The organism is Sphingomonas paludis, from assembly GCF_053502515.1.
The window spans coordinates 1,677,499-1,697,109 of record NZ_CP187558.1 but is presented as its reverse complement, the minus strand read 5'-3'; the positions used below and the strand labels follow the sequence as shown (position 1 = coordinate 1,697,109).

At 64.8% G+C, this 19,611-nt stretch carries 22 protein-coding genes, 1 other RNA gene and 1 pseudogene; 4 read left to right on the top strand and 20 right to left on the bottom strand.

Annotated features, from left to right (window positions below; translation table 11 throughout):
- Positions 1 to 2: 2 nt before the first annotated feature.
- From ACPVPU_RS08315 to ndhC, 9 genes are all read right to left on the bottom strand, one after another.
- Positions 3 to 323, bottom strand: coding sequence for a hypothetical protein (locus ACPVPU_RS08315; protein WP_448657462.1), 321 nt, complete (start codon positions 321 to 323; stop codon positions 3 to 5).
- A 326-nt stretch (positions 324 to 649) separates the two neighbouring features.
- On the bottom strand, positions 650 to 1,948 hold the full coding sequence (gene nuoF, locus ACPVPU_RS08310; RefSeq protein WP_448657461.1) for an NADH-quinone oxidoreductase subunit NuoF: 1,299 nt from the start codon (positions 1,946 to 1,948) through the stop codon (positions 650 to 652).
- Positions 1,945 to 2,112, bottom strand: a complete 168-nt coding sequence (locus tag ACPVPU_RS08305) for a hypothetical protein (protein WP_448657460.1) — start codon at positions 2,110 to 2,112, stop codon at positions 1,945 to 1,947. Before ACPVPU_RS08305 ends, nuoF begins: the two co-directional genes overlap by 4 nt.
- Positions 2,109 to 2,780: a complex I 24 kDa subunit family protein gene (locus ACPVPU_RS08300; protein WP_448657459.1), complete on the bottom strand. Its 672-nt coding sequence runs from the start codon at positions 2,778 to 2,780 to the stop codon at positions 2,109 to 2,111. Before ACPVPU_RS08300 ends, ACPVPU_RS08305 begins: the two co-directional genes overlap by 4 nt.
- A complete protein-coding gene (locus ACPVPU_RS08295) occupies positions 2,773 to 2,985 on the bottom strand; it encodes a hypothetical protein (protein WP_448657458.1) in 213 nt (70 codons plus the stop codon). The genes ACPVPU_RS08300 and ACPVPU_RS08295 overlap by 8 nt, the downstream gene beginning before the upstream one ends.
- Before the next feature lie 121 nt (positions 2,986 to 3,106).
- Positions 3,107 to 4,342 (bottom strand): NADH-quinone oxidoreductase subunit D, encoded by a 1,236-nt coding sequence (locus tag ACPVPU_RS08290; protein ID WP_448657457.1) that lies wholly within the window; start codon positions 4,340 to 4,342, stop codon positions 3,107 to 3,109.
- Positions 4,342 to 5,178, bottom strand: coding sequence for an NADH-quinone oxidoreductase subunit C (locus ACPVPU_RS08285; protein WP_448657456.1), 837 nt, complete (start codon positions 5,176 to 5,178; stop codon positions 4,342 to 4,344). The genes ACPVPU_RS08290 and ACPVPU_RS08285 overlap by 1 nt, the downstream gene beginning before the upstream one ends.
- The gene (locus ACPVPU_RS08280) at positions 5,175 to 5,720 is read right to left on the bottom strand and encodes a NuoB/complex I 20 kDa subunit family protein (protein WP_448657455.1); all 546 of its coding nucleotides are present in this window, start codon (positions 5,718 to 5,720) and stop codon (positions 5,175 to 5,177) included. Before ACPVPU_RS08280 ends, ACPVPU_RS08285 begins: the two co-directional genes overlap by 4 nt.
- Before the next feature lie 3 nt (positions 5,721 to 5,723).
- Complete coding sequence (ndhC, locus tag ACPVPU_RS08275; protein WP_448657454.1) at positions 5,724 to 6,098, bottom strand: NADH-quinone oxidoreductase subunit A; 375 nt, start codon at positions 6,096 to 6,098, stop codon at positions 5,724 to 5,726.
- Positions 6,099 to 6,437: 339 nt separating this feature from the next.
- Here ndhC and ACPVPU_RS08270 point away from each other — a divergent pair.
- Positions 6,438 to 6,782 (top strand): annotated as a pseudogene (locus ACPVPU_RS08270) (YbjN domain-containing protein); the annotation flags it as partial.
- A 24-nt stretch (positions 6,783 to 6,806) separates the two neighbouring features.
- Here the strand turns inward: ACPVPU_RS08270 and ACPVPU_RS08265 are convergent.
- The 11 genes from ACPVPU_RS08265 to tkt all read right to left on the bottom strand — a co-directional run bounded on the left by ACPVPU_RS08265 (position 6,807) and on the right by tkt (position 18,737).
- Positions 6,807 to 7,622 (bottom strand): inositol monophosphatase family protein, encoded by an 816-nt coding sequence (locus tag ACPVPU_RS08265; RefSeq protein ID WP_448657453.1) that lies wholly within the window; start codon positions 7,620 to 7,622, stop codon positions 6,807 to 6,809.
- Between the two features lies 1 nt (position 7,623).
- Positions 7,624 to 8,013 (bottom strand): hypothetical protein, encoded by a 390-nt coding sequence (locus ACPVPU_RS08260; protein WP_448657452.1) that lies wholly within the window; start codon positions 8,011 to 8,013, stop codon positions 7,624 to 7,626.
- A gap of 2 nt (positions 8,014 to 8,015) precedes the next feature.
- Complete coding sequence (efp, locus tag ACPVPU_RS08255) at positions 8,016 to 8,579, bottom strand: elongation factor P (RefSeq protein ID WP_260019697.1); 564 nt, start codon at positions 8,577 to 8,579, stop codon at positions 8,016 to 8,018.
- A 289-nt stretch (positions 8,580 to 8,868) separates the two neighbouring features.
- Positions 8,869 to 9,555: a thiamine phosphate synthase gene (gene thiE / locus ACPVPU_RS08250; RefSeq protein WP_448657451.1), complete on the bottom strand. Its 687-nt coding sequence runs from the start codon at positions 9,553 to 9,555 to the stop codon at positions 8,869 to 8,871.
- A gap of 54 nt (positions 9,556 to 9,609) precedes the next feature.
- A complete protein-coding gene (locus ACPVPU_RS08245; RefSeq protein WP_448657450.1) occupies positions 9,610 to 11,127 on the bottom strand; it encodes an RICIN domain-containing protein in 1,518 nt (505 codons plus the stop codon).
- 80 nt (positions 11,128 to 11,207) lie between these two features.
- Complete coding sequence (locus tag ACPVPU_RS08240) at positions 11,208 to 12,782, bottom strand: RICIN domain-containing protein (protein WP_448657449.1); 1,575 nt, start codon at positions 12,780 to 12,782, stop codon at positions 11,208 to 11,210.
- A 128-nt stretch (positions 12,783 to 12,910) separates the two neighbouring features.
- The gene (locus ACPVPU_RS08235; protein WP_448657448.1) at positions 12,911 to 13,813 is read right to left on the bottom strand and encodes a fructose bisphosphate aldolase; all 903 of its coding nucleotides are present in this window, start codon (positions 13,811 to 13,813) and stop codon (positions 12,911 to 12,913) included.
- Positions 13,814 to 13,891: 78 nt separating this feature from the next.
- A complete protein-coding gene (locus ACPVPU_RS08230; RefSeq protein ID WP_448657447.1) occupies positions 13,892 to 15,085 on the bottom strand; it encodes a phosphoglycerate kinase in 1,194 nt (397 codons plus the stop codon).
- A gap of 107 nt (positions 15,086 to 15,192) precedes the next feature.
- Positions 15,193 to 15,657 (bottom strand): MOSC domain-containing protein, encoded by a 465-nt coding sequence (locus ACPVPU_RS08225; RefSeq protein WP_448657446.1) that lies wholly within the window; start codon positions 15,655 to 15,657, stop codon positions 15,193 to 15,195.
- Positions 15,658 to 15,662: 5 nt separating this feature from the next.
- A complete protein-coding gene (gene gap, locus ACPVPU_RS08220; RefSeq protein ID WP_448657445.1) occupies positions 15,663 to 16,667 on the bottom strand; it encodes a type I glyceraldehyde-3-phosphate dehydrogenase in 1,005 nt (334 codons plus the stop codon).
- A 105-nt stretch (positions 16,668 to 16,772) separates the two neighbouring features.
- Positions 16,773 to 18,737 carry a transketolase gene (gene tkt, locus ACPVPU_RS08215; RefSeq protein ID WP_448657444.1) on the bottom strand — a complete coding sequence of 655 codons (1,965 nt, stop codon included), beginning with the start codon at positions 18,735 to 18,737 and terminating at the stop codon, positions 16,773 to 16,775.
- Positions 18,738 to 18,928: 191 nt separating this feature from the next.
- Between tkt and ACPVPU_RS08210 the strand changes: the two genes are divergently transcribed.
- The 3 genes from ACPVPU_RS08210 (at position 18,929) to ssrS (ending at position 19,600) form a co-directional block, all read left to right on the top strand.
- Positions 18,929 to 19,129, top strand: a complete 201-nt coding sequence (locus tag ACPVPU_RS08210) for a hypothetical protein (protein ID WP_448657443.1) — start codon at positions 18,929 to 18,931, stop codon at positions 19,127 to 19,129.
- Positions 19,129 to 19,431 carry a cell division protein ZapA gene (locus ACPVPU_RS08205; RefSeq protein WP_448657442.1) on the top strand — a complete coding sequence of 101 codons (303 nt, stop codon included), beginning with the start codon at positions 19,129 to 19,131 and terminating at the stop codon, positions 19,429 to 19,431. Before ACPVPU_RS08210 ends, ACPVPU_RS08205 begins: the two co-directional genes overlap by 1 nt.
- An 11-nt stretch (positions 19,432 to 19,442) precedes the next feature.
- Positions 19,443 to 19,600, top strand: a non-coding RNA gene (ssrS, locus tag ACPVPU_RS08200) — 6S RNA.
- Positions 19,601 to 19,611 lie beyond the last annotated feature (11 nt).

Genomic DNA, 19,611 nt, shown 5'->3' with positions numbered 1-19,611 from the left:
GCTTACTTCTTCTCCGCCGCGTCGGCGCTGCGGAATGCGGCCGTGGCCAGCATCGATCGCAGACCCGAAACGGACGTTTCCACCCGGCTCACCGGGCTTGAACAACGCGTCACAACGATATCCAGCTTGGCGGCAGCGTTGGTTTCCGCCGGCGTTTCAACGTCCGTCGCGAACAGCGCGGCAACGTCGTCGGGCACCGAGCGGACGACGCAGATCGCGATCGCATCGGACGGACTGAACGACGGGATCGCCGGACCTGCAGCAGCCCTTGCAAGCCGGACGTTCGGTGCAACGGGTGCCGATTCCAGCAGCTGCTCCGCCATTGCGCCAGCGCCCAACAGGTTGGCAGCCCTCATCCGCCCCCGGCGAAAGGTGCGGCATGCATCCATGTTGGTCTGCACCAGTTGCGCCATTCCGGAGGCATAGCTCTTGCTGCGAAAATCCTGGCGCAGGGTTTCGGCTGCCTTTGCCGGGCTGCGGCGCGCAACGCATGTGCCGAATTCGAAAATCCGAAGGCGACCGCGATCCGTGGCGCCTTGTTCATCCTGACCATCGCTGACGGGATCAGGCCAGGTTGCGGGACGCGTATCGGCCCGCAAGGGTGGCGCAGGCTGCTGCTGCAGTGCCGCGGCGATCAGCAGGGCAGCAATCACTCCGCCGCCTCCAGCATGCCGCCACCATTCCGCTCAGCGATGCGTCGCTCCATTTCCGGGCGGAAATGGCGGATCAGGCCCTGGATCGGCCACGCGGCGGCGTCACCCAGCGCACAGATGGTGTGGCCCTCGACCTGCTTGGTCACATTGTAGAGCGTGTCGATCTCACTGACATCGGCATCGCCGGTGCGCATCCGCTCCATCACGCGCCACATCCAGCCGGTGCCCTCACGGCACGGCGTGCACTGGCCGCAGCTTTCGTGCTTGTAGAAATAGCTCAGACGGCTGATCGCGCGGACGATGTCGGTGGATTTGTCCATGACGATCACTGCGGCGGTGCCCAGACCCGAGCCGAGTGCCTTCAGCCCGTCGAAATCCATCGGCGCGTCCATGATCTGCTCCGCCGGGACCAGCGGGACCGACGAGCCGCCCGGGATCACGGCGAGCAGATTGTCCCAGCCGCCGCAAATGCCGCCGCAATGCTTTTCGATCAGCTCGCGGAAGGGGATGCTCATTTCCTCTTCGACCACGCACGGCTTTTCCACATGGCCGCTGATCTGGAACAGCTTGGTGCCCTTGTTATTCTCCCGCCCGAAGCTGGAAAACCATTCCGGCCCACGCCGCAGGATCGTCGGCGCAACCGCGATCGATTCCACATTGTTGACGGTGGTGGGGCAGCCATACAGGCCAGCACCCGCCGGGAAGGGCGGCTTCAGACGCGGCTGGCCCTTCTTGCCCTCCAGGCTTTCGATCATCGCGGTCTCTTCGCCGCAGATATAGGCGCCCGCGCCGCGGTGGACGAACACGTCGAAGTCATAGCCGGAGCCACAGGCATTCTTGCCCAGAAAGCCCTTGTCATAGGCCTCGGCCACGGCGGCGAACAAAGTCTCCGCCTCGCGGATATATTCGCCGCGGATATAGATATAGGCCGCACGCGCGCGCATCGCGAAACCGGCGACCAGCGCCCCTTCGATCAGCTTGTGCGGATCGTGGCGAATGATCTCACGGTCCTTGCACGACCCGGGTTCGGATTCGTCGGCATTGATGACCAGGAAGCTGGGGCGATCCGGCTTCGGCTCCTTGGGCATGAAGCTCCACTTCATGCCCGTGGGGAAGCCCGCCCCGCCCCGCCCGCGCAGGCCGGATGCCTTGATCCGCTCGATGATGGTGTCCTGGCCGAGCGCCAGCAGCGCCTTGGTATTGTCCCAGTCGCCACGCCCCATGGCCGCATCGATCCGCCATGACTGATAGCCATAGAGGTTCGTGAAGATCCGATCCTTGTCAGACAGGCTCATCGTACGCCGCCCTTGCCTTTGAAAAACATGAGGTAGATCACGACGCCCAGGCCGATCAGGAGCAGCGGCCCCATCAGCTTGAACGTCAGCTTGAGTGCCCAGCCGAGCACCACGATCCCGCCGATGATGGCGAGGATGGTGACGATCAGGCTCTGGTTCTTCATGCCCATTCACCCCGGTAATCGTGGTTTTCGGTCACCATCGCGGTCAGCGTGGTCGGCCCGCCCAGCGGCTCGACCGTATGGCGACCCGGCTCCTGCGTGCCGGTCTTGGGGCTTTCGCCGCGCGACAGGGCATCGAGGATCGCGACCGTGCGATCATAATCCAGGTCTTCGTAATTGTCGTCGTTGATCTGGACCATCGGCGCGGACGAGCAATTGCCCATGCACTCGACCTCGGTCAGCGTGAACAGGCCGTCGGGCGTCGTCTTGCCCTTGATCAGCCCCTTGTTCTTGCACGCCGCCATCACGTCGTCCGACCCGCGCAGCATGCACGGCGTCGTGCCGCACACCTGCACATGATAGCGGCCGACCGGCGCCAGGTTGAACATCGTGTAGAAGGTCGCGACCTCGAACACGCGGATATAGGGCAGGTCGAGCGTGCGGGCGACGAACTCGATCACCGGCACGGGTAACCAGCCCTGCGTCTGCGTCTCCGCCCCCACCTGGCGCTGGGCCAAATCAAGCAGCGGCAGCGTGGCCGACATCTGCCGCCCGGCGGGATAGCGCGCGATGATTTCTTTCGCCTTGGCGGCGTTGGCCTCGTTCCACGCAAATGCGCCCCAGCGTGCGCGGGTCTCGGCCTCGGAGGGGATATTAGGTGCGTCAGCCATTTGATTCACTTCGCTTTTCAATTTGCCCCAGACACCAACGGCCAAACCGGACCAGCAACAATAGAATGAGCAAACCTTGGCCAAATTGGATGACCCACTCGGGTATCCGGTCAAAAAGGTGCAGCTGCAGCGAAATCCAAAAAAACGCTACAAATGCGATGCCGCCTAGCCAGAGATAGATCGAGTCACGAGCATCTTGGCTCACCGGCCGCACCCCCACAAAACACTTTCCGTCATTGCAAGCGTAGCGAAGCAATCCTGAGCCACGGGCCGTTCGCTGGATTGCCGCGGGCCTGCCGCCCTCGCAATGACGGGGCAACAACCGATCACCGGTCGCACTCCCCGAACACGATGTCCATCGCGCCCAGGATCGCGGTGGTGTCCGCCAGCATGTGCCCGCGCGACATGAAGTCCATTGCCTGCAAATGGCTGAACGCGGTCGGGCGGATTTTGCAGCGGTACGGTTTGTTCGAGCCGTCCGAGACCATGTAGATGCCGAATTCGCCCTTGGGGCTTTCGGTCGCGACATACACTTCGCCGGCGGGCACGTGATAGCCCTCGGTATAGAGCTTGAAGTGGTGGATCAGCGCTTCCATCGACTGCTTCATCTCGGCGCGCTTGGGCGGGCCGACCTTGCGGTCCTCGGTCATGATCGGGCCCTCGGGCATCTGCGCCAGGCACTGCTTCATGATGCGGGCGGACTGATACACTTCCTCGACGCGGACCATGAACCGGTCATAGCAATCGCCCTTCGTCCCCACCGGCACGTCGAATTCCATGCGGTCATAGACGTCATAGGGCTGGCTTTTACGGATATCCCAGGGGATGCCCGCGGCGCGGATCATCGGGCCGGAAAAGCCCCATTTGATCGCATCGTCGCGGCTGACCACGGCGATATCGACATTGCGCTGCTTGAAGATGCGGTTTTCCGCGACCAGGCTGATCGCGTCGCCGAACAGTTGCGGCAGGCGGGTGTCCAGCCATTCCGCAATGTCGGTAAGCAGCTTCAGCGGCACGTCCTGATGCACCCCGCCAACGCGGAAATAGTTGGAGTGCATCCGCGCGCCCGATGCCCGCTCGAAGAAGTTCATGCAGTCCTCACGGACCTCGAACATCCACAGGTTCGGCGTCATCGCGCCCACGTCCATCACATGCGAACCCAGGTTCAGCATGTGGTTGGAGATGCGGGTCAGCTCGGCGAAGAACACGCGCAGATATTGCGCACGCAGCGGCACTTCGAGGCCGAGCAGCTTTTCGACCGCCAGGACGAAGCTGTGCTCCATGCAGAGCGGCGAGCAGTAATCCAGCCGGTCCATATAGGGCAGCGCCTGGGTATAGGTCTTGTATTCGATCAGCTTTTCGGTGCCGCGGTGGAGCAGGCCGACATGCGGGTCGAGCCGCTCGACGATCTCGCCGTCCAGCTCCATCACCAGGCGCAGCACGCCGTGCGCGGCCGGGTGCTGCGGCCCGAAATTGATCGTGTAGTTCTGGATCTCGACATCGCCCGTCGTCGGATCGGCGGCGTCGGTGCGGCCTTCCAATTCTTCCAGATAATCGGCCATCAGGCGTCTCCCTCCGGCCTGGCGGCGGATGCTGGGGCTTGGTCGGTCTTGGGCTTGTCCGCCGGATTATTGCCGGGCTCGGCCTTGCCCGCGCCGGTGTCGGCCGGGCTGTCGGTCACCTTGGGCTTGTCCACCGCGGCAGGCGTCGGCCCCTTGTCCTCGGTCTTGGAAACATCCTTGGCAGCGGCCGGCGTCTGGGCACCCTTTGCCTCTGGCTGAGGCGCCTTTTCATCGCCGGGCAGGACGTATTGCGCGCCCTCCCACGGGGACATGAAATCAAAGCTGCGGAAATCCTGCGCCAGCTTCACCGGTTCATAGACGACGCGCTTGGCCTCTTCGGAATAGCGCAGCTCGACATAGCCGGTCAGCGGAAAATCCTTGCGCAACGGATGGCCGCGAAAGCCGTAATCGGTCAGGATGCGGCGCAGGTCAGGATTACCGACGAACAGCACGCCGTACATATCGTACACTTCGCGCTCCAGCCACCCGGCGACGGGCCAGATGCCGGTGACGCTGGGCACCGGCTGCACCTCGTCCGTCATCACCCGCACGCGGATACGGTGGTTCCGGGTCAGGCTGAGAAGATGATAGCAGACGTCGAAGCGCTCGGCCCGCTCAGGATAGTCGACCCCGGCGATTTCCATGCACTGCTGATATTCCAGGCCCGGGGTGTCGCGCAGCGTCACCATCGCCGCGACCAGGCTGTCGCGCACGACGGTCAGCGACACCTCGCCGACATGATCGACGGCATCGATCAGCAAGTCGCCAAGCGCCGCGCGGGCGGTGTCGATCACGCCGTCATTGGCGGCATAGCGGGGGGCGGTCAGGCTGCTCACCGTTCGATCGTCCCGACCCGGCGGATCTTTCGCTGCAATTGCATGACGCCATAAAGCAGCGCCTCGGCCGTCGGCGGGCATCCGGGGACGTAGATGTCGACGGGCACGATCCGGTCGCATCCGCGAACGACCGAGTAACTATAATGGTAATAGCCGCCGCCATTGGCGCAGCTGCCCATCGAAATGACGTATTTCGGCTCCGACATCTGGTCATAGACGCGGCGCAGCGCCGGGGCCATCTTGTTGCACAGCGTGCCCGCGACGATCATCACGTCCGACTGGCGCGGGGACGCGCGCGGGGCGGCGCCGAACCGCTCCATGTCATAGCGCGGCATGTTGACGTGGATCATCTCCACCGCGCAGCAGGCCAAGCCGAACGTCATCCACCACAGGCTGCCGGTCCGCGCCCATTGGAACAGGTCTTCGGTCGAGGTGACCAGGAAACCCTTGTCGGTCAGCTCGCCGTTCAGGTCGTTGAAAAACTGCTGATCGGGCTGAACAATGCCGCCCTGCGGCGCGAGGATGGGAGAGGTCTGATTCATGGCTTATTCCCAATCCAGCGCGCCGACTTTCCACGCATAGACCAGGCCCAGCGCGAGTTCGGCGATGAAGATCATCATGGACGTCCAGGCGACCCAGCCGAGATCGAACACGGATACGGCCCAGGGGTAGATGAACGCCGCTTCCAGATCGAAGATAATGAACAGGATGGCGACCAGGTAGAAGCGCACGTCGAACTGGCTGCGGCTATCCTCGAACGCGGGGAAACCGCACTCATATTCGGTCAGCTTTTCAGGGGACGGCTTGTGCGCGCCGGTCAGGCGCGACACCGCCATGGGCAGGAACACGAACGCCACTGAGAGGGCCAGCGCGACCCCAAGAAACAAGAGGATCGGCAGATATTGGCTGAGATCGACCAAGGTTTTTCTCGCGCTTGCGATATGGATTGGGGTGGCTTCTAAGCCGATGCCCCCCGCCCCGCAAGGCCAAGACTCGCCCAAAAATAGCCAATCCGGTTCCGGGTCCATTATTCGGGCGGTAACCGGGCCACCGCAGATGCACTTGCCAAGCCGGGATGGCGGGATGATGCTGTGTCGGGGAACAAAACCGGGGGGAAAATTGCGATTCAGTTGAAGATGTGGGCTCGCGGTGCGGCCCTGGCGGCCATGCTGACCATCGCTGCACCGGCAACGGCTGAGATGGCGACGGCAACCGAGGCGGAGATCGTTGGCGTGTTGTAGGCCAAGGGGCTTCAGGCTCAGGTGACCAGGACGGAACAGGGTGGCATCGAGATAAAGAGTGCAGCGTCCGGCGCCCAGTTTTTCGTGCCGCTGCTGAACTGCGATGAAGGGACCGCCAAGAACTGCAAGACGATCCAGTTGTTTGCCGGCTGGTCCACCAAGGAGAAGCGGACGCTGGAACAGATGAACGCCTGGAACAAGTCCAAGCGATTTACCCGGGCCTATCTGGACGACACGCAGGACCCCTGGCTGGAGATGGACGTCAACCTGGATTTCGGAGGGGTCGCGGAGGCGAACCTGGCCGATTCGGTCGATGTGTGGCTGTCGTTGCTGGGCCAGTTTCAGGAGGATATGAAACTTTGATCCCGGCGCCGGCGGGTTGCTGCGTCAGCGCAGCGACCCGGCCACCAGCTTGTGCAGCTTGGAATGAAGCGTGTCGTTGGCGGCCAGCACCTCGCCCTTAACCAGCGCCTGATCCGTGCCGCGATAGTCGGTGACGAACCCGCCCGCTTCCTTGACGAGCAAAAGGCCAGCGGCGATGTCCCAGCTTTGCAGGCCGCTTTCCCAGAAACCGTCGAACCGGCCCCCCGCGACCCAGGCAAGGTCGAGCGCGGCCGAGCCGAACCGGCGAATGCCGGCGACTTCCGGCGCGACCGCACCGAAGATGCGGGTCCATTCGGCGAAATTGCCATGGCCCAGGAACGGGATGCCGGTGGCGATCAGCGCGTCCGCCAGATCGCGGCGGGCGGAGACGCGCAGCCGTTCGGACTGGACCCAGGCCCCCCGGCCCTTTTCCGCCCAGAAGCTCTCATCGGTCAGCGGCTGATAGACCAGGCCGTGGGTGATTTCCGGCTTGCCCTGGCTGCCGCGCGGATCTTCGACCGCGATCGAGATGGCGAAATGCGGAATGCCGTGCAGGAAGTTGGTGGTGCCATCCAGCGGATCGACGATGAAGCGCGGCTTGTCCGGATCGCCCTCGATCGTACCGCCTTCCTCGAGCACCAGGCCCCAGTCGGGCCGCGCCTTGCGCAGTTCCTCGACAATGGTGTCCTCGGCGCGTTTGTCGGCGATCGACACGAAATCGGCAGGCCCCTTTCGGCTGACCTGAAGCTGCTGCACCTCGTTGAAGTCGCGGCGCAGGCGCGGCGCCGCCTTGCGGGCAGCGCGGTCGATGACAGTGATCAGGCCGGAATGGGCAACCAACTCAATTCTCCCAGTCGCGCGACAGGACGGTTAGGCGACAGTCGCGCGCTTTAAAATCCAAATCCCCGAAGATCATGCCTTGCAGAATGTAGCGTCCGTCCGAACCGACCTCAAAATGACCGATACTGCCGTAATCAGCTTCGCCCGCAGAGTCGCGCGCGGGGGGCTGAAAACTTTCAGCGAACCGAAGCTCACTGACCCCATCAAAGCGCAGCTCGATCTGTTCATAGCGGTACATCTCGCCTTGGCGAGGAGGGCCGGCAAATGGATGGTCGTTTGACAAGACCGCGTCCACGGTCAGGACGATCCGCTCGGGCTCGATCTCGTAGCCCAGCACCCAGCTGTCCACGAAAGAGTAAGGTGCAAAACGCGGATCGTCCTCATAGCGCACGATCAGTCCGCGCGGCGGACATAGGTCTGTTCGTACACGTCGACGACGATGCGGGTGCCCGATGCGATATGCGGGGGCACCATGATGCGGACGCCATTGTCGAGCACGGCGGGCTTGTAGCTGGACGAGGCGGTCTGCCCCTTTACCACCGCATCCGCCTCGACGATCGTCGCCTCGATCGTGTCGGGCAGCTGAACGCTGATCGCTTCCTCGTCATAGAGTTCCATGACGACGTCCATGCCGTCCTGCAGGAAGGCGGCGGCATCGCCCAGCAGGTCGCGGGGCAGCGTCACCTGATCATAGGTTTCCTTGTCCATGAAGACGAGGCCGTCGCCCTCGGGATAGAGGAACTGGAAATCCTTGGTGTCGAGCCGCACGCGCTCGACCGTTTCGGCGGAGCGGAAGCGGACGTTGTTCTTGCGCCCGTCGCGCAGGTTCTTCAGCTCCACCTGCATATAGGCGCCGCCCTTGCCCGGCTGGGTGTGCTGGATTTTCACGGCGCGCCAGATGCCGCCTTCATATTCGATGATGTTGCCGGGACGGATATCAACGCCGCTGATCTTCATGGATCGCCTGCCTGCCAAGGATGAGAAAGAAGGCGCGCCCTTAGCCGCTGGCGGGCGGCGGGGCAAGCGGGGTGCCGGAAGGTGGCGAAAGTGGTGGCACGTCACCCATGAAATCACCCCCCACCGGGTGCGCGTTTAGCGGTCGACAGCGCCCGGTTGACAAAGGGGTTGACGCTTTTGACGAAATGAAGCGGTTTACACGAGATCGGTTGACGGTTTCGCGGTGCGGGCCGGAGACGGATGATGCTGACGGCAGGGGGTTCATCCCGTCAGCAGAGCAGGCGAAATCCTACATTTCCAGCACAGATTGAAAGACCGCGACCGCCGCCGCCTCATCGCCGTTCCAGACCGCGCCACAGACCGCCAGGAAGTCGGCCCCCGCCGCCACCAGCGGCGCGGCATTGGCCGGCGTGATGCCGCCGATGGCGACGCAGGGCAGCTCGAACACGGTGGACCACCAGGACAGGATCACCGGATCGGGCACGTGCCGGACCTGTTTGGTGGTCGTGGGATAAAACGCCCCGAAGGCGACATAATCGGCCCCAGCCTCCCCGGCCTCCATCGCGAGGTGGCGGCTGTCGTGACAGGTGACGCCGATCTGAGCCTGCGGACCCAGGACGGCGCGCGCCTCGCGCGGGTCGTCATCCCCCTGCCCCAGATGCACGCCGTCAGCGCCCAGCCTTTTGGCGAGACTGACGCTGTCGTTGACGATGAAGGCGACGTCGCGATCGGCGCAGATGCGCTGGAGCGGCTCGGCCAGCCGCGCGGCCTGATGCTGGTCCAACCCCTTTACGCGGAACTGGAAGGCGGCGACCGGCCCGGCATCGAGCGCACGTGCCAGCCGGTCGGGGAACGCTCCACCGACATCGAGCGGCGAGATCAGATAGAGCTGGCACGGCGGCCGCCTGTCGTCGCGCACGAACTGCGCGGCAAAGTCGGGGTCGAGCGGGCCAAGCGGGTCGATATCGTCGATCATGCCGCTCCCTACCGCGCCAAAGCACGGGGCGAAAGGCACCAGCAGCGCATGGCGCTATGGATTCGCGGCGGCGTCCCGCTCGTTGATGATCCGCGCCGTCGCATCGGGATCATAGGGTTCGAGGATCCAGTCGGCACTCCACCACCCGGGCTGGATGGCGCCGTATTCCAACCGGCCAGGTTCGATATTCAGATATCTGTCGGGCGCCGCCACATTGCGGATGCGGACGAACTTGCCGGACTGCTCGACAAACCACAGCGCCCGGGGGTCCGGATTCTGGGCATTCATCGGCCGCAGCATGGGCTGTGCTTCGCCGGAGATGACCTGAGGCTTGCTGAATGTCTGGATGGTAAAGGCCTCCTTGGGACCATTTGCGATTTGAACGGTGATCGGGATGAACACCCACAAGGATTTCCAATCGGTCGGCCCCTGCGCGCTTGTGCCGACCGTCGGGTTCACCCAGTCAAGCACGTGTTGCTGGTTGTAGCGATTGACGACGCGGTAATAGCGGGCGGCCTGCGTTGGCCCGGCCACCGCCGGGGTGGCGGTGGCTGGCGGCTTCGGCTGCGGCTGGGGATTGGCGGCCTCGCGGGTATTGATGAGGCGCGCCGTCGTCTCGGGATCGTACGGCTCCAAGATCCAGTCGGCACTCCACCACCCGGGCTGGATGGCGCCGTAATCCAAACTGCCAGGCTCGATATTCAGATATCTGTCGGGCGCCGCTACATTGCGGATGCGGACGAACTTGCCGGACTGCTCGACAAACCACAGCGTCCGGGGGTCCGGGTTCTGCGAGTTCACCGGCCGCAGCATTGGCCGTGTTTCGCCGGAGATGACTTCAGACTTGCTGAACGTCTGGATGGTAAAGGCCTCCTTGGGTCCGTTTGCGGTTTGCACCGTGATCGGTATGAACACCCAAAGCGATTTCCATTCGGTCGCACCCAGCGCACTCGTGCCGACTGTCGGGTTCACCCAATCCAGTACCTGCTGCTGATTATAGCGGTTCACGACGCGGTAGTACCGCGGCGCGCTTTGCTGTCGCGCGGCTACGGCCTGCGCGCCGACCGCCGCCTGCGGCATGGCTACGGAAACGTTCGGATTGAAGTTCCTGAGCGTCCAGTGTGCGCTCCACCAGCCCGGCTCGACCGCGCCGACCTCCAGCACGCCGCGTTCGATATGCAGGGCCTGCCCGGCAAAGGCATTGGCACCGGGCCGGATGCGGTAGAAGCCGCCGACATTTTCGACGATCCACACCTGACTGGTATCGGTATTGTTGAACGGTTTCAGCGTCGGGCGGGCCGCAGCCGTCAGCACGAGGTTCGTCGCCTGATGCACAATAAAATAGGCGTTGTTGCCCTGTTTCACGAACGTCCAATGCGATTCGACATATTCCGGGCCGATCGGCGCGACCCGCACGGGACTGTTGCGCGATTCCACCGCCATGTCCGGCTTCCATCGGTTCTCGATCCGCACGCCCTGCTGCGCCATGGCAGCGGAACTGGCGAAGATGCTGGCGATCAGTGCCGCCATGACGATTCCGGCGATCTGCCGCAGCGATATCGAACCTGTCATCCCGTCCCCCCGCTTGACCACGTCAATGTCGGTCGATTTCTCATGGTATTGCGCATCTTGCCTTTCCAACGGCTGGGGGATCAGCATGTCGCACCCCCGGCGTTGAAGATGGTGCCGGTTGCCTTGACGCATTTCTCGCCCTGGAACGCGCCCATGATCGTGGTGCTGAACAGCGGATCGGCCTTGACGGTGCCGACCCCCTGGATGGTGACGGTGATCGGCAGGTCGAAATTCGTGCCCGGCGGCAGCACGATCACCCGGCTGAGGCCCGCCGTGATCTTGTCGGTGGCGACGAAGCGCATCGTCGTCCCCTCGAAATACTGCACGGCCATCGAACTGACATAGCCCGCCTCCGAGCGCAGCCGGATCGAGCGCAATCCGCTGGGCGCGGTGCCGCCGGTGAACGCTTCCTTGACCGTCGTGAAGGCACCGGCGGCGGTCCCGCCCTTCAGCCCGTCCTCGATCCCGTTCACCAACGTCGTGCCGGTCACGGTGAAGGCGTACATCCCCGGCCCGGCAAAGGATTTTTTCGCGATCGCCTTGCCGCCGCGCGCCTCCACCGACATCTGGATGTTGCGGGCACCGATGGAGAGCGGCACCACCATCGCCTGGGTGCCGGCGGTCGTTTCCACCTGGGTCGACTTGGACGAGCCATCGGGCGCAGTCCATTCGACCCGCAGGATGGCGGAATAGCCGCCATTGTTCTTGACCGCGATCACGCCGCCCTTTTCCATCAGCGTGGCCGGGGCATTGCCGCGATAACCGTCCTTGGCAAAGCCCTGCACCGCCGTCCAGAACGAGCCCGCGCTCGCCTCGCACGTCCAGTCCCCGTCACAGATCGTCATCATGTCCTTCAGGAACAGGAAGTCGGCGATATCGCGGCCCAGCGACATGCCGTCGCTTTCATAGGCGGGAAAGCCGAACGCGGCGAACGGCGTGTCGTAAGCCAGATCATGGGCGAAGCAGGCGGAGCGGAACCGCGTCTTGTCCGATGCCGCGCCGGGGCCGGAACAGCCATCGGAACTGCCCGGCTCGCCCATGTAGCGATAGCGAAGAAACGGCGCGCCATCGAGGGGATTATAGACCGTGATCACCGGATCGCGCCCGGCGATCCAGCCATGCTGCCCCCGATCATCGGGATCGGGGGCATAATAAACATTCTGTTCGGTGCTGCGGCCCGTCTGCGCGCCAAAGCCCTTCAGCGCCCAGTGCGCGCTCCACCAGCCGGGCTGGATCGGACCGAGTTCCAGCCGCCCGTTTTCGGTATGCAGATAGGCGCCCTGCACCATGCGGTTGCCGATCCGGTAATAGCCGTTTCCCGCATCCTCGACCTGCCAGAGCGCGCCCGGGGAAACCAGAGCAGGGGAGGCAAGAGCCAGTGCCGGCGTCGCCGCCAGCACGGAGCCGCGATGGCGATTGACGATGCGATAGACATTCGGCTCGCCTGTGGGCTCGAACGTCCAGTCCGCGCTCCACCATCTTGGATTGAACGGGCCGGACGTCACCGGGCCGGTTTCGCTGTGCAGCCCCTCCGCCGCGCGGTATCGGTTGATCACCTGGACATAGGTCTGGGCCGATGCCGGAGCGGCGGATGCCGCCAGGGCGCCCATAACTGCAAGCAGCGCCAGTGCCGCTCGTATCCATCCGCCTGCCATCAACAGCCCCCCGGCTGCCGAGCACGACTCGCGCCCTGCAGCCGGTCGTTTCATATCACGAACGACCTAAACGGCGAAATTTCTGTGCGTGAGGTGAAGGCGCGGCGGATCAGCGCGTTAGCATCGGATCATGCGGCGACGACCTGCTTTTCGACCGACGCCGCGTAGATGTCGTCAATGGCCTGGCCGAGCGCCGCGTCGAATTCGGCATCGGACATGCCGTGGCGCAGATCGTCGAGCAGCGCGCGGCTGAAGCTGGCGATCATGCCGCGGTTCCTGGCGAGTTCAGCACAGGCTTCGCGCCGGGCATAGCCGCCGGACAGGGCGACGACGCGCAGGACGCGGGGGTGATCGACCAGCGGATCGAACAGGCCGGGCTGGGCCGGGATCGACAGTTTCAGCATCACCCGGTCGGTGCCGGGCATCGCATCCAGCGCGCGCAGGATCGAATCGCGCAGCAGTGCGTCGGCATCGGCCCGCTCGGGCGATTTGATGTTCACTTCCGGTTCGATGATCGGCACGAGCCCGGCGGCCAGCACCTGGCGCGCAATCTCGAACTGCTGGGCAACGACCGCGTCGATCCCTGCCGCGTTGGCGAGGTGGACGACCGAGCGCTCCTTGGTGCCGAAGATGCCCAGCGATGCGGCGCGCGCCAGCAGGTCGGACAGGCCGGGCATGGGCTTCATCAATTGGACGCCGTCCGTATCCGGCTCCAGTCCCTGGTCGATCTTGAGGAACGGCACGATCCCCTTTTGCAGCAACGCGGTCGGAACCGGCACGCTATCGACGGTGCCGTCCATCGTCCGTTCGAACAGGATCGCGCCGATCACCTTGTCCCCGGCGAACACCGGCGAGCGGATGATGCGGGCGCGCATGTCGTGGATCAGCGCGAACATCTGTTCATCCGAGGACCAGGCATCATCGGCAATGCCGTATCCGGCCAGCGCCTTTGGCGTGGAGCCGCCCGACTGATCGAGCGCGGCGATGAAGCCATGGCCGGTGGCGATCTTTGTAGTCGTGTCGAAGCTCATCCGGCGACTCCATCTTACATACGTATGCAGCGGCGCATAGCCGCTAGCTTGTTGCGGCGCAACACCCTGACAATTCCGTCAGTTGGAAAGCGCGGCGACCCCGGGCAACGCCTTGCCCTCCATCCATTCCAGGAACGCACCGCCTGCCGTTGAGACGAAGGTGAAGTCGCCCGCGACCCCCGCCTGATTGAGCGCAGCCACGGTATCGCCGCCGCCCGCGACCGAGACGAGTGACCCTTCCTTGGTCAGCGCTGCCGCCGTGCGGGCAAGCGCGACAGTGGCCGCATCGAAGGGCGGCGTTTCGAATGCGCCCATCGGGCCGTTCCAGACGAGCGTGCGGCACGTCTTGAGCACGTCCGCCAGCGCCTCGGTCGCAGCGGGGCCGGTGTCGAGGATCATCTCGTCGGCCGCCACCTCATGCACATTGACGGTGCGCAAGGACGGCGGATTGGCGGCGAACTCCTTCGACACCACGACGTCATAGGGCAGGTGCACGGTGCAATTGGCCGCCTCTGCCGCATCTAGGATCGCATCCGCCGTGCCGGTCAGGTCATGCTCGCACAGGCTCTTGCCGACATCGACGCCGCGCGCGGCCAGGAAGGTATTGGCCATGCCGCCGCCGATGATCAGGTGATCGACGCGCGCGACCAGATGCTTCAGCACGTCGAGCTTGGTCGACACCTTGGCCCCGCCAACCACGGCGGCGACGGGGTGTTCGGGATTGCCCAGCGCCTTGTCGAGCGCGTCCAGTTCCGCCTCCATCTGACGCCCGGCAAAGGCAGGCAGTGCGCGGGCCAGCCCCTCGGTCGAGGCATGGGCGCGGTGGGCGGCGGAAAAGGCGTCGTTGACATAGAGGTCGCCGAGCGCGGCCAGGCGGGCGACCGTTTCGGGATCGTTCTTTTCCTCGCCCGGATCGAAACGGGTGTTCTCGAGCAAGCCGATATCGCCGGGGCGGAGCATCGCCACCGCTTCCGGCGCGGCACTGTGGGGGATGAAGCGGACCTCGCGGCCAAGGACGGCGGAGAGGGCGCCGGTCACCTGGCTGAGGCTCTGGGTCGGATCGGGGCGGCCCTTGGGTCGGCCGAAATGGGCGAGCACGACCACGCGCGCGCCGCGATCCGACAGTTCGGCGATGGTCGAGACGGCAGCACGCAGGCGGGTGTCGTCCGTCACCGATCCGTCCGCCATGGGGACGTTCAGATCCTCACGCACCAGCACCGCCTTGCCGGTGACGTCGCCCATATCGTCCAGCGTCTTGAAACTGCGTGCCATGCTAATCGCCCCTCGGTTTATCCGTTCGCGCTGAGCCTGTCGAAGCGCTGTCCTGCTTTGGCCAGAAGGGCAAGGCTTCGACAAGCTCAGCCTGAACGGGGTTTTCGTTATGTGTCGTTCTCGATCACCCGGATCGCATCGCCCACCGCAATCTCGCCCTCGCGGATCACGCGGGCAAGCGCGCCGCCGCGCCAGTCGGGGGTCAGCGCGGCGCGCAGGCCCGGCGCGATTTCCTCCATGCGCGTGCACGGATCGCATTCGACGGTGATTTCAAGCACCACCTCGTCACCGATGGCCAGAAGCGCGCCCGGCCGCTGGGGCAGATCAAGCCCCTCGACCAGCAGATTGGCGCGGCGATGCCACCAGGGCAGGTTGTGCCCCACCTCCACCATTGCCGCCGCCCAGTCGCCCGCCTCGATCAGCGACACCTGGCGCTTGCCGGTGCCGCCGGGCTTGCGCGCGCCGCGCAGGTCGCCGGCGATGCCGCCCGCAATGCTGATCCTGGCCCGGTCGATCGTCTCGATCGGGCCGCGCGACCGGGCGTGGCGGGCAATGCCGGCGATGCGGCCCATCGGCGTTACAGGAACTTCGCCATGGCCCCGGCGGTATCGACCATCCGGTTGGAGAAGCCCCATTCATTGTCGTACCAACTGACCACGCGGACCAGCTTGCCGTCGATCACTGCCGTTTCCAGGCTGTCGATGGTCGAGCTGAACGGCGTGTGCACGATATCGGCGGAAACCAGCGGGTCTTCGCTATATTCGAGCACGCCCTTCATCGGCCCTTCGGCCGCCGCCCTCAGCAGGGCGTTGATCTCTTCCTTCGACGTGTCGCGGCCCGGCTGGAACGTCAGGTCGATCAGCGACCCATCGGGCACGGGGACGCGCACGGCCGAGCCGTCCAGCTTGCCCTTCAGCTCCGGCAGCACCTCGCCCACCGCGCGGGCGGCGCCGGTGGTGGTCGGGATCATGCTCATCGCGGCGGCGCGGGCGCGGCGCAGGTCGGGATGGATCTGATCCAGGATCTTCTGGTCGTTGGTATAGGCGTGCACCGTGGTCATCAGGCCGCGTTCGATGCCGACGCTGTCGTTCAGCACCTTGGCGACGGGCGCCAGGCAGTTGGTCGTGCAGGACGCGTTCGACACGATGGTGTGATCGGCGGTCAGCTTGTCGTGGTTGACGCCATACACGACGGTCAGGTCGACATTCTTGCCCGGCGCGGAGATCAGCACCTTCTTCGCGCCGCCCGCCAGATGCTTTTCGCACGACGCACGGTCGGTAAAGAAGCCGGTGCATTCCAGCACCAGATCGACGCCATTGTCGCCGTGGGGCAGGTTGGCCGGATCACGCTCCGCCGTCACCTTGATGCGCTTGCCATCGACGATCAGGTCGGTGCCGTCGGCAGCGACTTCCCCGGGATAGCGGCCATGGATCGAATCGCGCGAGAACAGCCAGGCATTGGCCTTGGCATCCGCCAGATCGTTGATCGTCACCAGTTCCAGCCCGCTGTCGGCCCGTTCCAGGATGGCGCGCGCCACCAGCCGGCCGATGCGCCCGAACCCGTTGATCGCAATTCTGGTCATCTCAATTCTCCTTCAATCCCGCAACCGTCCGCGCTGAGCCTGTCGAAGCGCAGCCCTTCTCCAAGAAAGGCAAGGCTTCGACAAGCTCAGCCTGAACGGACAAAATCAGCCCAGCGCCGCCTTGACCTTTGGCGCGATGGCGTCGGGGGTCAGGCCAAGATAAGCATAGACATCGTCGCCAGGGCCGGACACGCCGAACCGGTCGATGCCGATGTTCAGGCCGTCCGCGCCGGTATAGCGCTGCCAGCCCGATGTGACCCCCGCCTCGATCGACACCTTCAGCGTATCCGAAGGCAGGATATCGGCGCGATAGGCCGCGTCCTGCGCATCGAAACGGAGCCAGCTGGGCATGGACACGACATCGGCACCAATGCCGTCCGCTTCAAGATGTTCGGCAACGCCGACGGCGATCGCGACTTCGGAACCGGTGGCGATCAGCACGACCTTGCGCGGTGCAGAGGCCGCACGCAGGCGATAGGCACCGCGCGCCGAGCGATTCTCAGCCGCCTCGGTCCGCAATTGCGGCAGGTTCTGACGGCACAGCGCCAGCACCGACGGGCCGTCGGCGCGACGGACGGCCAGTTCCCAGCATTCCGCCGTTTCCACCGCATCGCACGGGCGCAGCACGTCGAGATGCGGGATCAGGCGCAGGCTCATCACCTGTTCGATCGGCTGATGCGTCGGGCCATCCTCGCCAACGCCGATGCTGTCATGCGTCATGACATAGGCGACCCGCGCATTCTGAAGCGCGGACAGGCGGATGGCGGCGCGGCAATAATCGGCGAACACCAGGAACGTACCGGCATAGGGGATGACGCCGCCATGCAGCGCCATGCCGTTCATCGCGGCGGCCATCCCGAATTCGCGGATCCCGTAATTCACGTAGCGACCGCCATAATTGCCGGGCAGCAGCGATTCGGTTTCTTTGGTCTTGGTCAGATTCGACGCGGTCAGGTCCGCCGATCCGCCGACCGTCTCGGGCAGCTGGGCATTGATCGCGCCGAGCGCGAGTTCCGACGCCTTTCGCGTCGCCACCTTTTGCGGGGCGGCGAGCAGGCCGTCGATATGCGCCTGCATCGAGAAGGATGCGGGCAACTCGCCTGCCATGCGCCGCTCGAACTCGGCGCGGTCGGCATGGGCCGCCAGCCGCTCGTTCCAGGCAGCGTGGTCGCCCCGGCCGCGCTTGCCGGCCTCGGTCCAGGCGTCGAGCACGTCCTGTGGCACCTGAAACGCCTCCAGGTCCCAGCCGATGGCGGCCCGGGTGGCGGTGACTTCATCGGCACCCAGCGGCGCACCGTGGGTCTTGTTCGTGCCCTGCTTGTTGGGCGCACCCTTTCCGATGACGGTGGTGCAGCGGATCAGGCTGGGGCGTTCGTCGACCATCGCCGCTTCGATCGCGCGGGCGATATCGTCGGCGTCATGGCCGTCGCAGGACACGGTGTGCCAGCCGGTCGCGGCATAACGTGCCGGAATATCCTCGCTGGACGACAGCGTGACGTTGCCGTCGATGGTGATGTTGTTGTCGTCCCACAGGACGATCAGTCGGCCGAGTTTCAGATGGCCGGCAATGCCGATCGCCTCGTGATTGATCCCTTCCATCAGGCAGCCGTCGCCGGCGACGACCCAGGTGCGGTGATCGACCAGATCGTCGCCGAACTGCGCATTCAGGTGACGCTCGGCAATCGCCATGCCGACGCCCATCGCCAGCCCCTGCCCCAGCGGCCCGGTGGTGCATTCGACGCCCGGCAGCTCGAAGTTTTCGGGATGCCCGGCGCATGGGCTGTGCAGCTGCCGAAAGCGGCGGATGTCATCCAGCGTCGGCCGTTCGAACCCGGTCAGGTGCAGCAGGCTGTAGATCAGCATCGAGCCATGGCCCGCCGACAGCACGAACCGGTCGCGGTCGGCCCATTTCGGCGCACTGGCATCGAATTTCAGATAGCGGGTCCACAGGACCGTGGCGACATCGGCCATGCCCATCGGCATCCCCGGGTGGCCGCTATTGGCCGCCTGAACTGCGTCCATCGAAAGCACTCGGATGGCATTGGCCATGGCAGTTTGCTGCACGGTCATCGGTTCGCTCGTCTCCCTTCGGCGGCGCAATGGGCAGGACTGCCCGGCACGGATGCCGCCCCTGCACCCGGCCGGGACGGCGAGTCGTGAACGCCCGCCCCTTTGGAACCGCCGTCCGCTGCCGTCAACCTGCCGCACCGCGGCAATCGCAATGGCTTGCGAGCCGGATGCGTGCCGCCTATCGGATCAGGATGCCCAACCGCGAACCCGCCCCCGAACTCGCCCGGATCGAGGCCGCCCTGGCCCGGATCGAGTGTGCCGCCGCCGCCCGCACCGCCGCGACCGAGGCACTTGCCAGGCGCCATGCCGCGCTGAAGGCGGGCATGGCCGATGCGGTTGCGGTGCTGGACGGACTGATCGCCCGGCGGGACGCAGCGGAGGAACAGGACTGATGGGCCAGATATCGCTGACCGTCGCGGGCAAGACCCATATCGTCCAGTGCCGCGACGGCGAAGAGGCGCATCTGAAACTCCTGGCCGACCGGCTGAATGCCGATGCCGATGTCGCCATCCGGGCATCCGGCGGCATCGCCAACGAACGCACCCTGTTGCTGCTGGCGCTGATCGTGACCGACAAGCTGGTCGAGGCAGAGCGCAATCCGCCGACCGGCCTGCCGCCCGCGCTGGTCGACGAGATTGCCGAACGGCTGGAGCGCATCGCATCGCAGCTTGAGGAAATGCCGACGAGCCCCTAACTATGACCATGGCGGGACTGCCCGGTGCGCGCTTTAGCGATTATCCCTGAGGCGATTCACTCTCCTAGGGAGCTGTCCCTGTTCGGACCCTGGTCCGATGCACATGGTTCCCACCTGACGTAACTGGCGTCAGAGGATATTCAAGCACACGGCCCATGGTGGTTCCGCCACTCCATCGGC

Bases quoted from the DNA above. Each gene is read 5' to 3' on its own strand.
- ACPVPU_RS08315 (WP_448657462.1), bottom strand. From the start codon at position 323: ATGGCGGAGCAGCTGCTGGAATCGGCACCCGTTGCACCGAACGTCCGG.
- nuoF (WP_448657461.1), bottom strand. From the start codon at position 1,948: ATGAGCCTGTCTGACAAGGATCGGATCTTCACGAACCTCTATGGCTAT.
- ACPVPU_RS08305 (WP_448657460.1), bottom strand. From the start codon at position 2,112: ATGAAGAACCAGAGCCTGATCGTCACCATCCTCGCCATCATCGGCGGG.
- ACPVPU_RS08300 (WP_448657459.1), bottom strand. From the start codon at position 2,780: ATGGCTGACGCACCTAATATCCCCTCCGAGGCCGAGACCCGCGCACGC.
- ACPVPU_RS08290 (WP_448657457.1), bottom strand. From the start codon at position 4,342: ATGGCCGATTATCTGGAAGAATTGGAAGGCCGCACCGACGCCGCCGAT.
- ACPVPU_RS08280 (WP_448657455.1), bottom strand. From the start codon at position 5,720: ATGAATCAGACCTCTCCCATCCTCGCGCCGCAGGGCGGCATTGTTCAG.
- efp (WP_260019697.1), bottom strand. From the start codon at position 8,579: ATGAAGATCAGCGGCGTTGATATCCGTCCCGGCAACATCATCGAATAT.
- thiE (WP_448657451.1), bottom strand. From the start codon at position 9,555: ATGATCGACGATATCGACCCGCTTGGCCCGCTCGACCCCGACTTTGCC.
- ACPVPU_RS08245 (WP_448657450.1), bottom strand. From the start codon at position 11,127: ATGACAGGTTCGATATCGCTGCGGCAGATCGCCGGAATCGTCATGGCG.
- ACPVPU_RS08240 (WP_448657449.1), bottom strand. From the start codon at position 12,782: ATGGCAGGCGGATGGATACGAGCGGCACTGGCGCTGCTTGCAGTTATG.
- ACPVPU_RS08235 (WP_448657448.1), bottom strand. From the start codon at position 13,813: ATGAGCTTCGACACGACTACAAAGATCGCCACCGGCCATGGCTTCATC.
- ACPVPU_RS08230 (WP_448657447.1), bottom strand. From the start codon at position 15,085: ATGGCACGCAGTTTCAAGACGCTGGACGATATGGGCGACGTCACCGGC.
- ACPVPU_RS08225 (WP_448657446.1), bottom strand. From the start codon at position 15,657: ATGGGCCGCATCGCCGGCATTGCCCGCCACGCCCGGTCGCGCGGCCCG.
- gap (WP_448657445.1), bottom strand. From the start codon at position 16,667: ATGACCAGAATTGCGATCAACGGGTTCGGGCGCATCGGCCGGCTGGTG.
- tkt (WP_448657444.1), bottom strand. From the start codon at position 18,737: ATGACCGTGCAGCAAACTGCCATGGCCAATGCCATCCGAGTGCTTTCG.
- ACPVPU_RS08210 (WP_448657443.1), top strand. From the start codon at position 18,929: ATGCCCAACCGCGAACCCGCCCCCGAACTCGCCCGGATCGAGGCCGCC.
- ACPVPU_RS08205 (WP_448657442.1), top strand. From the start codon at position 19,129: ATGGGCCAGATATCGCTGACCGTCGCGGGCAAGACCCATATCGTCCAG.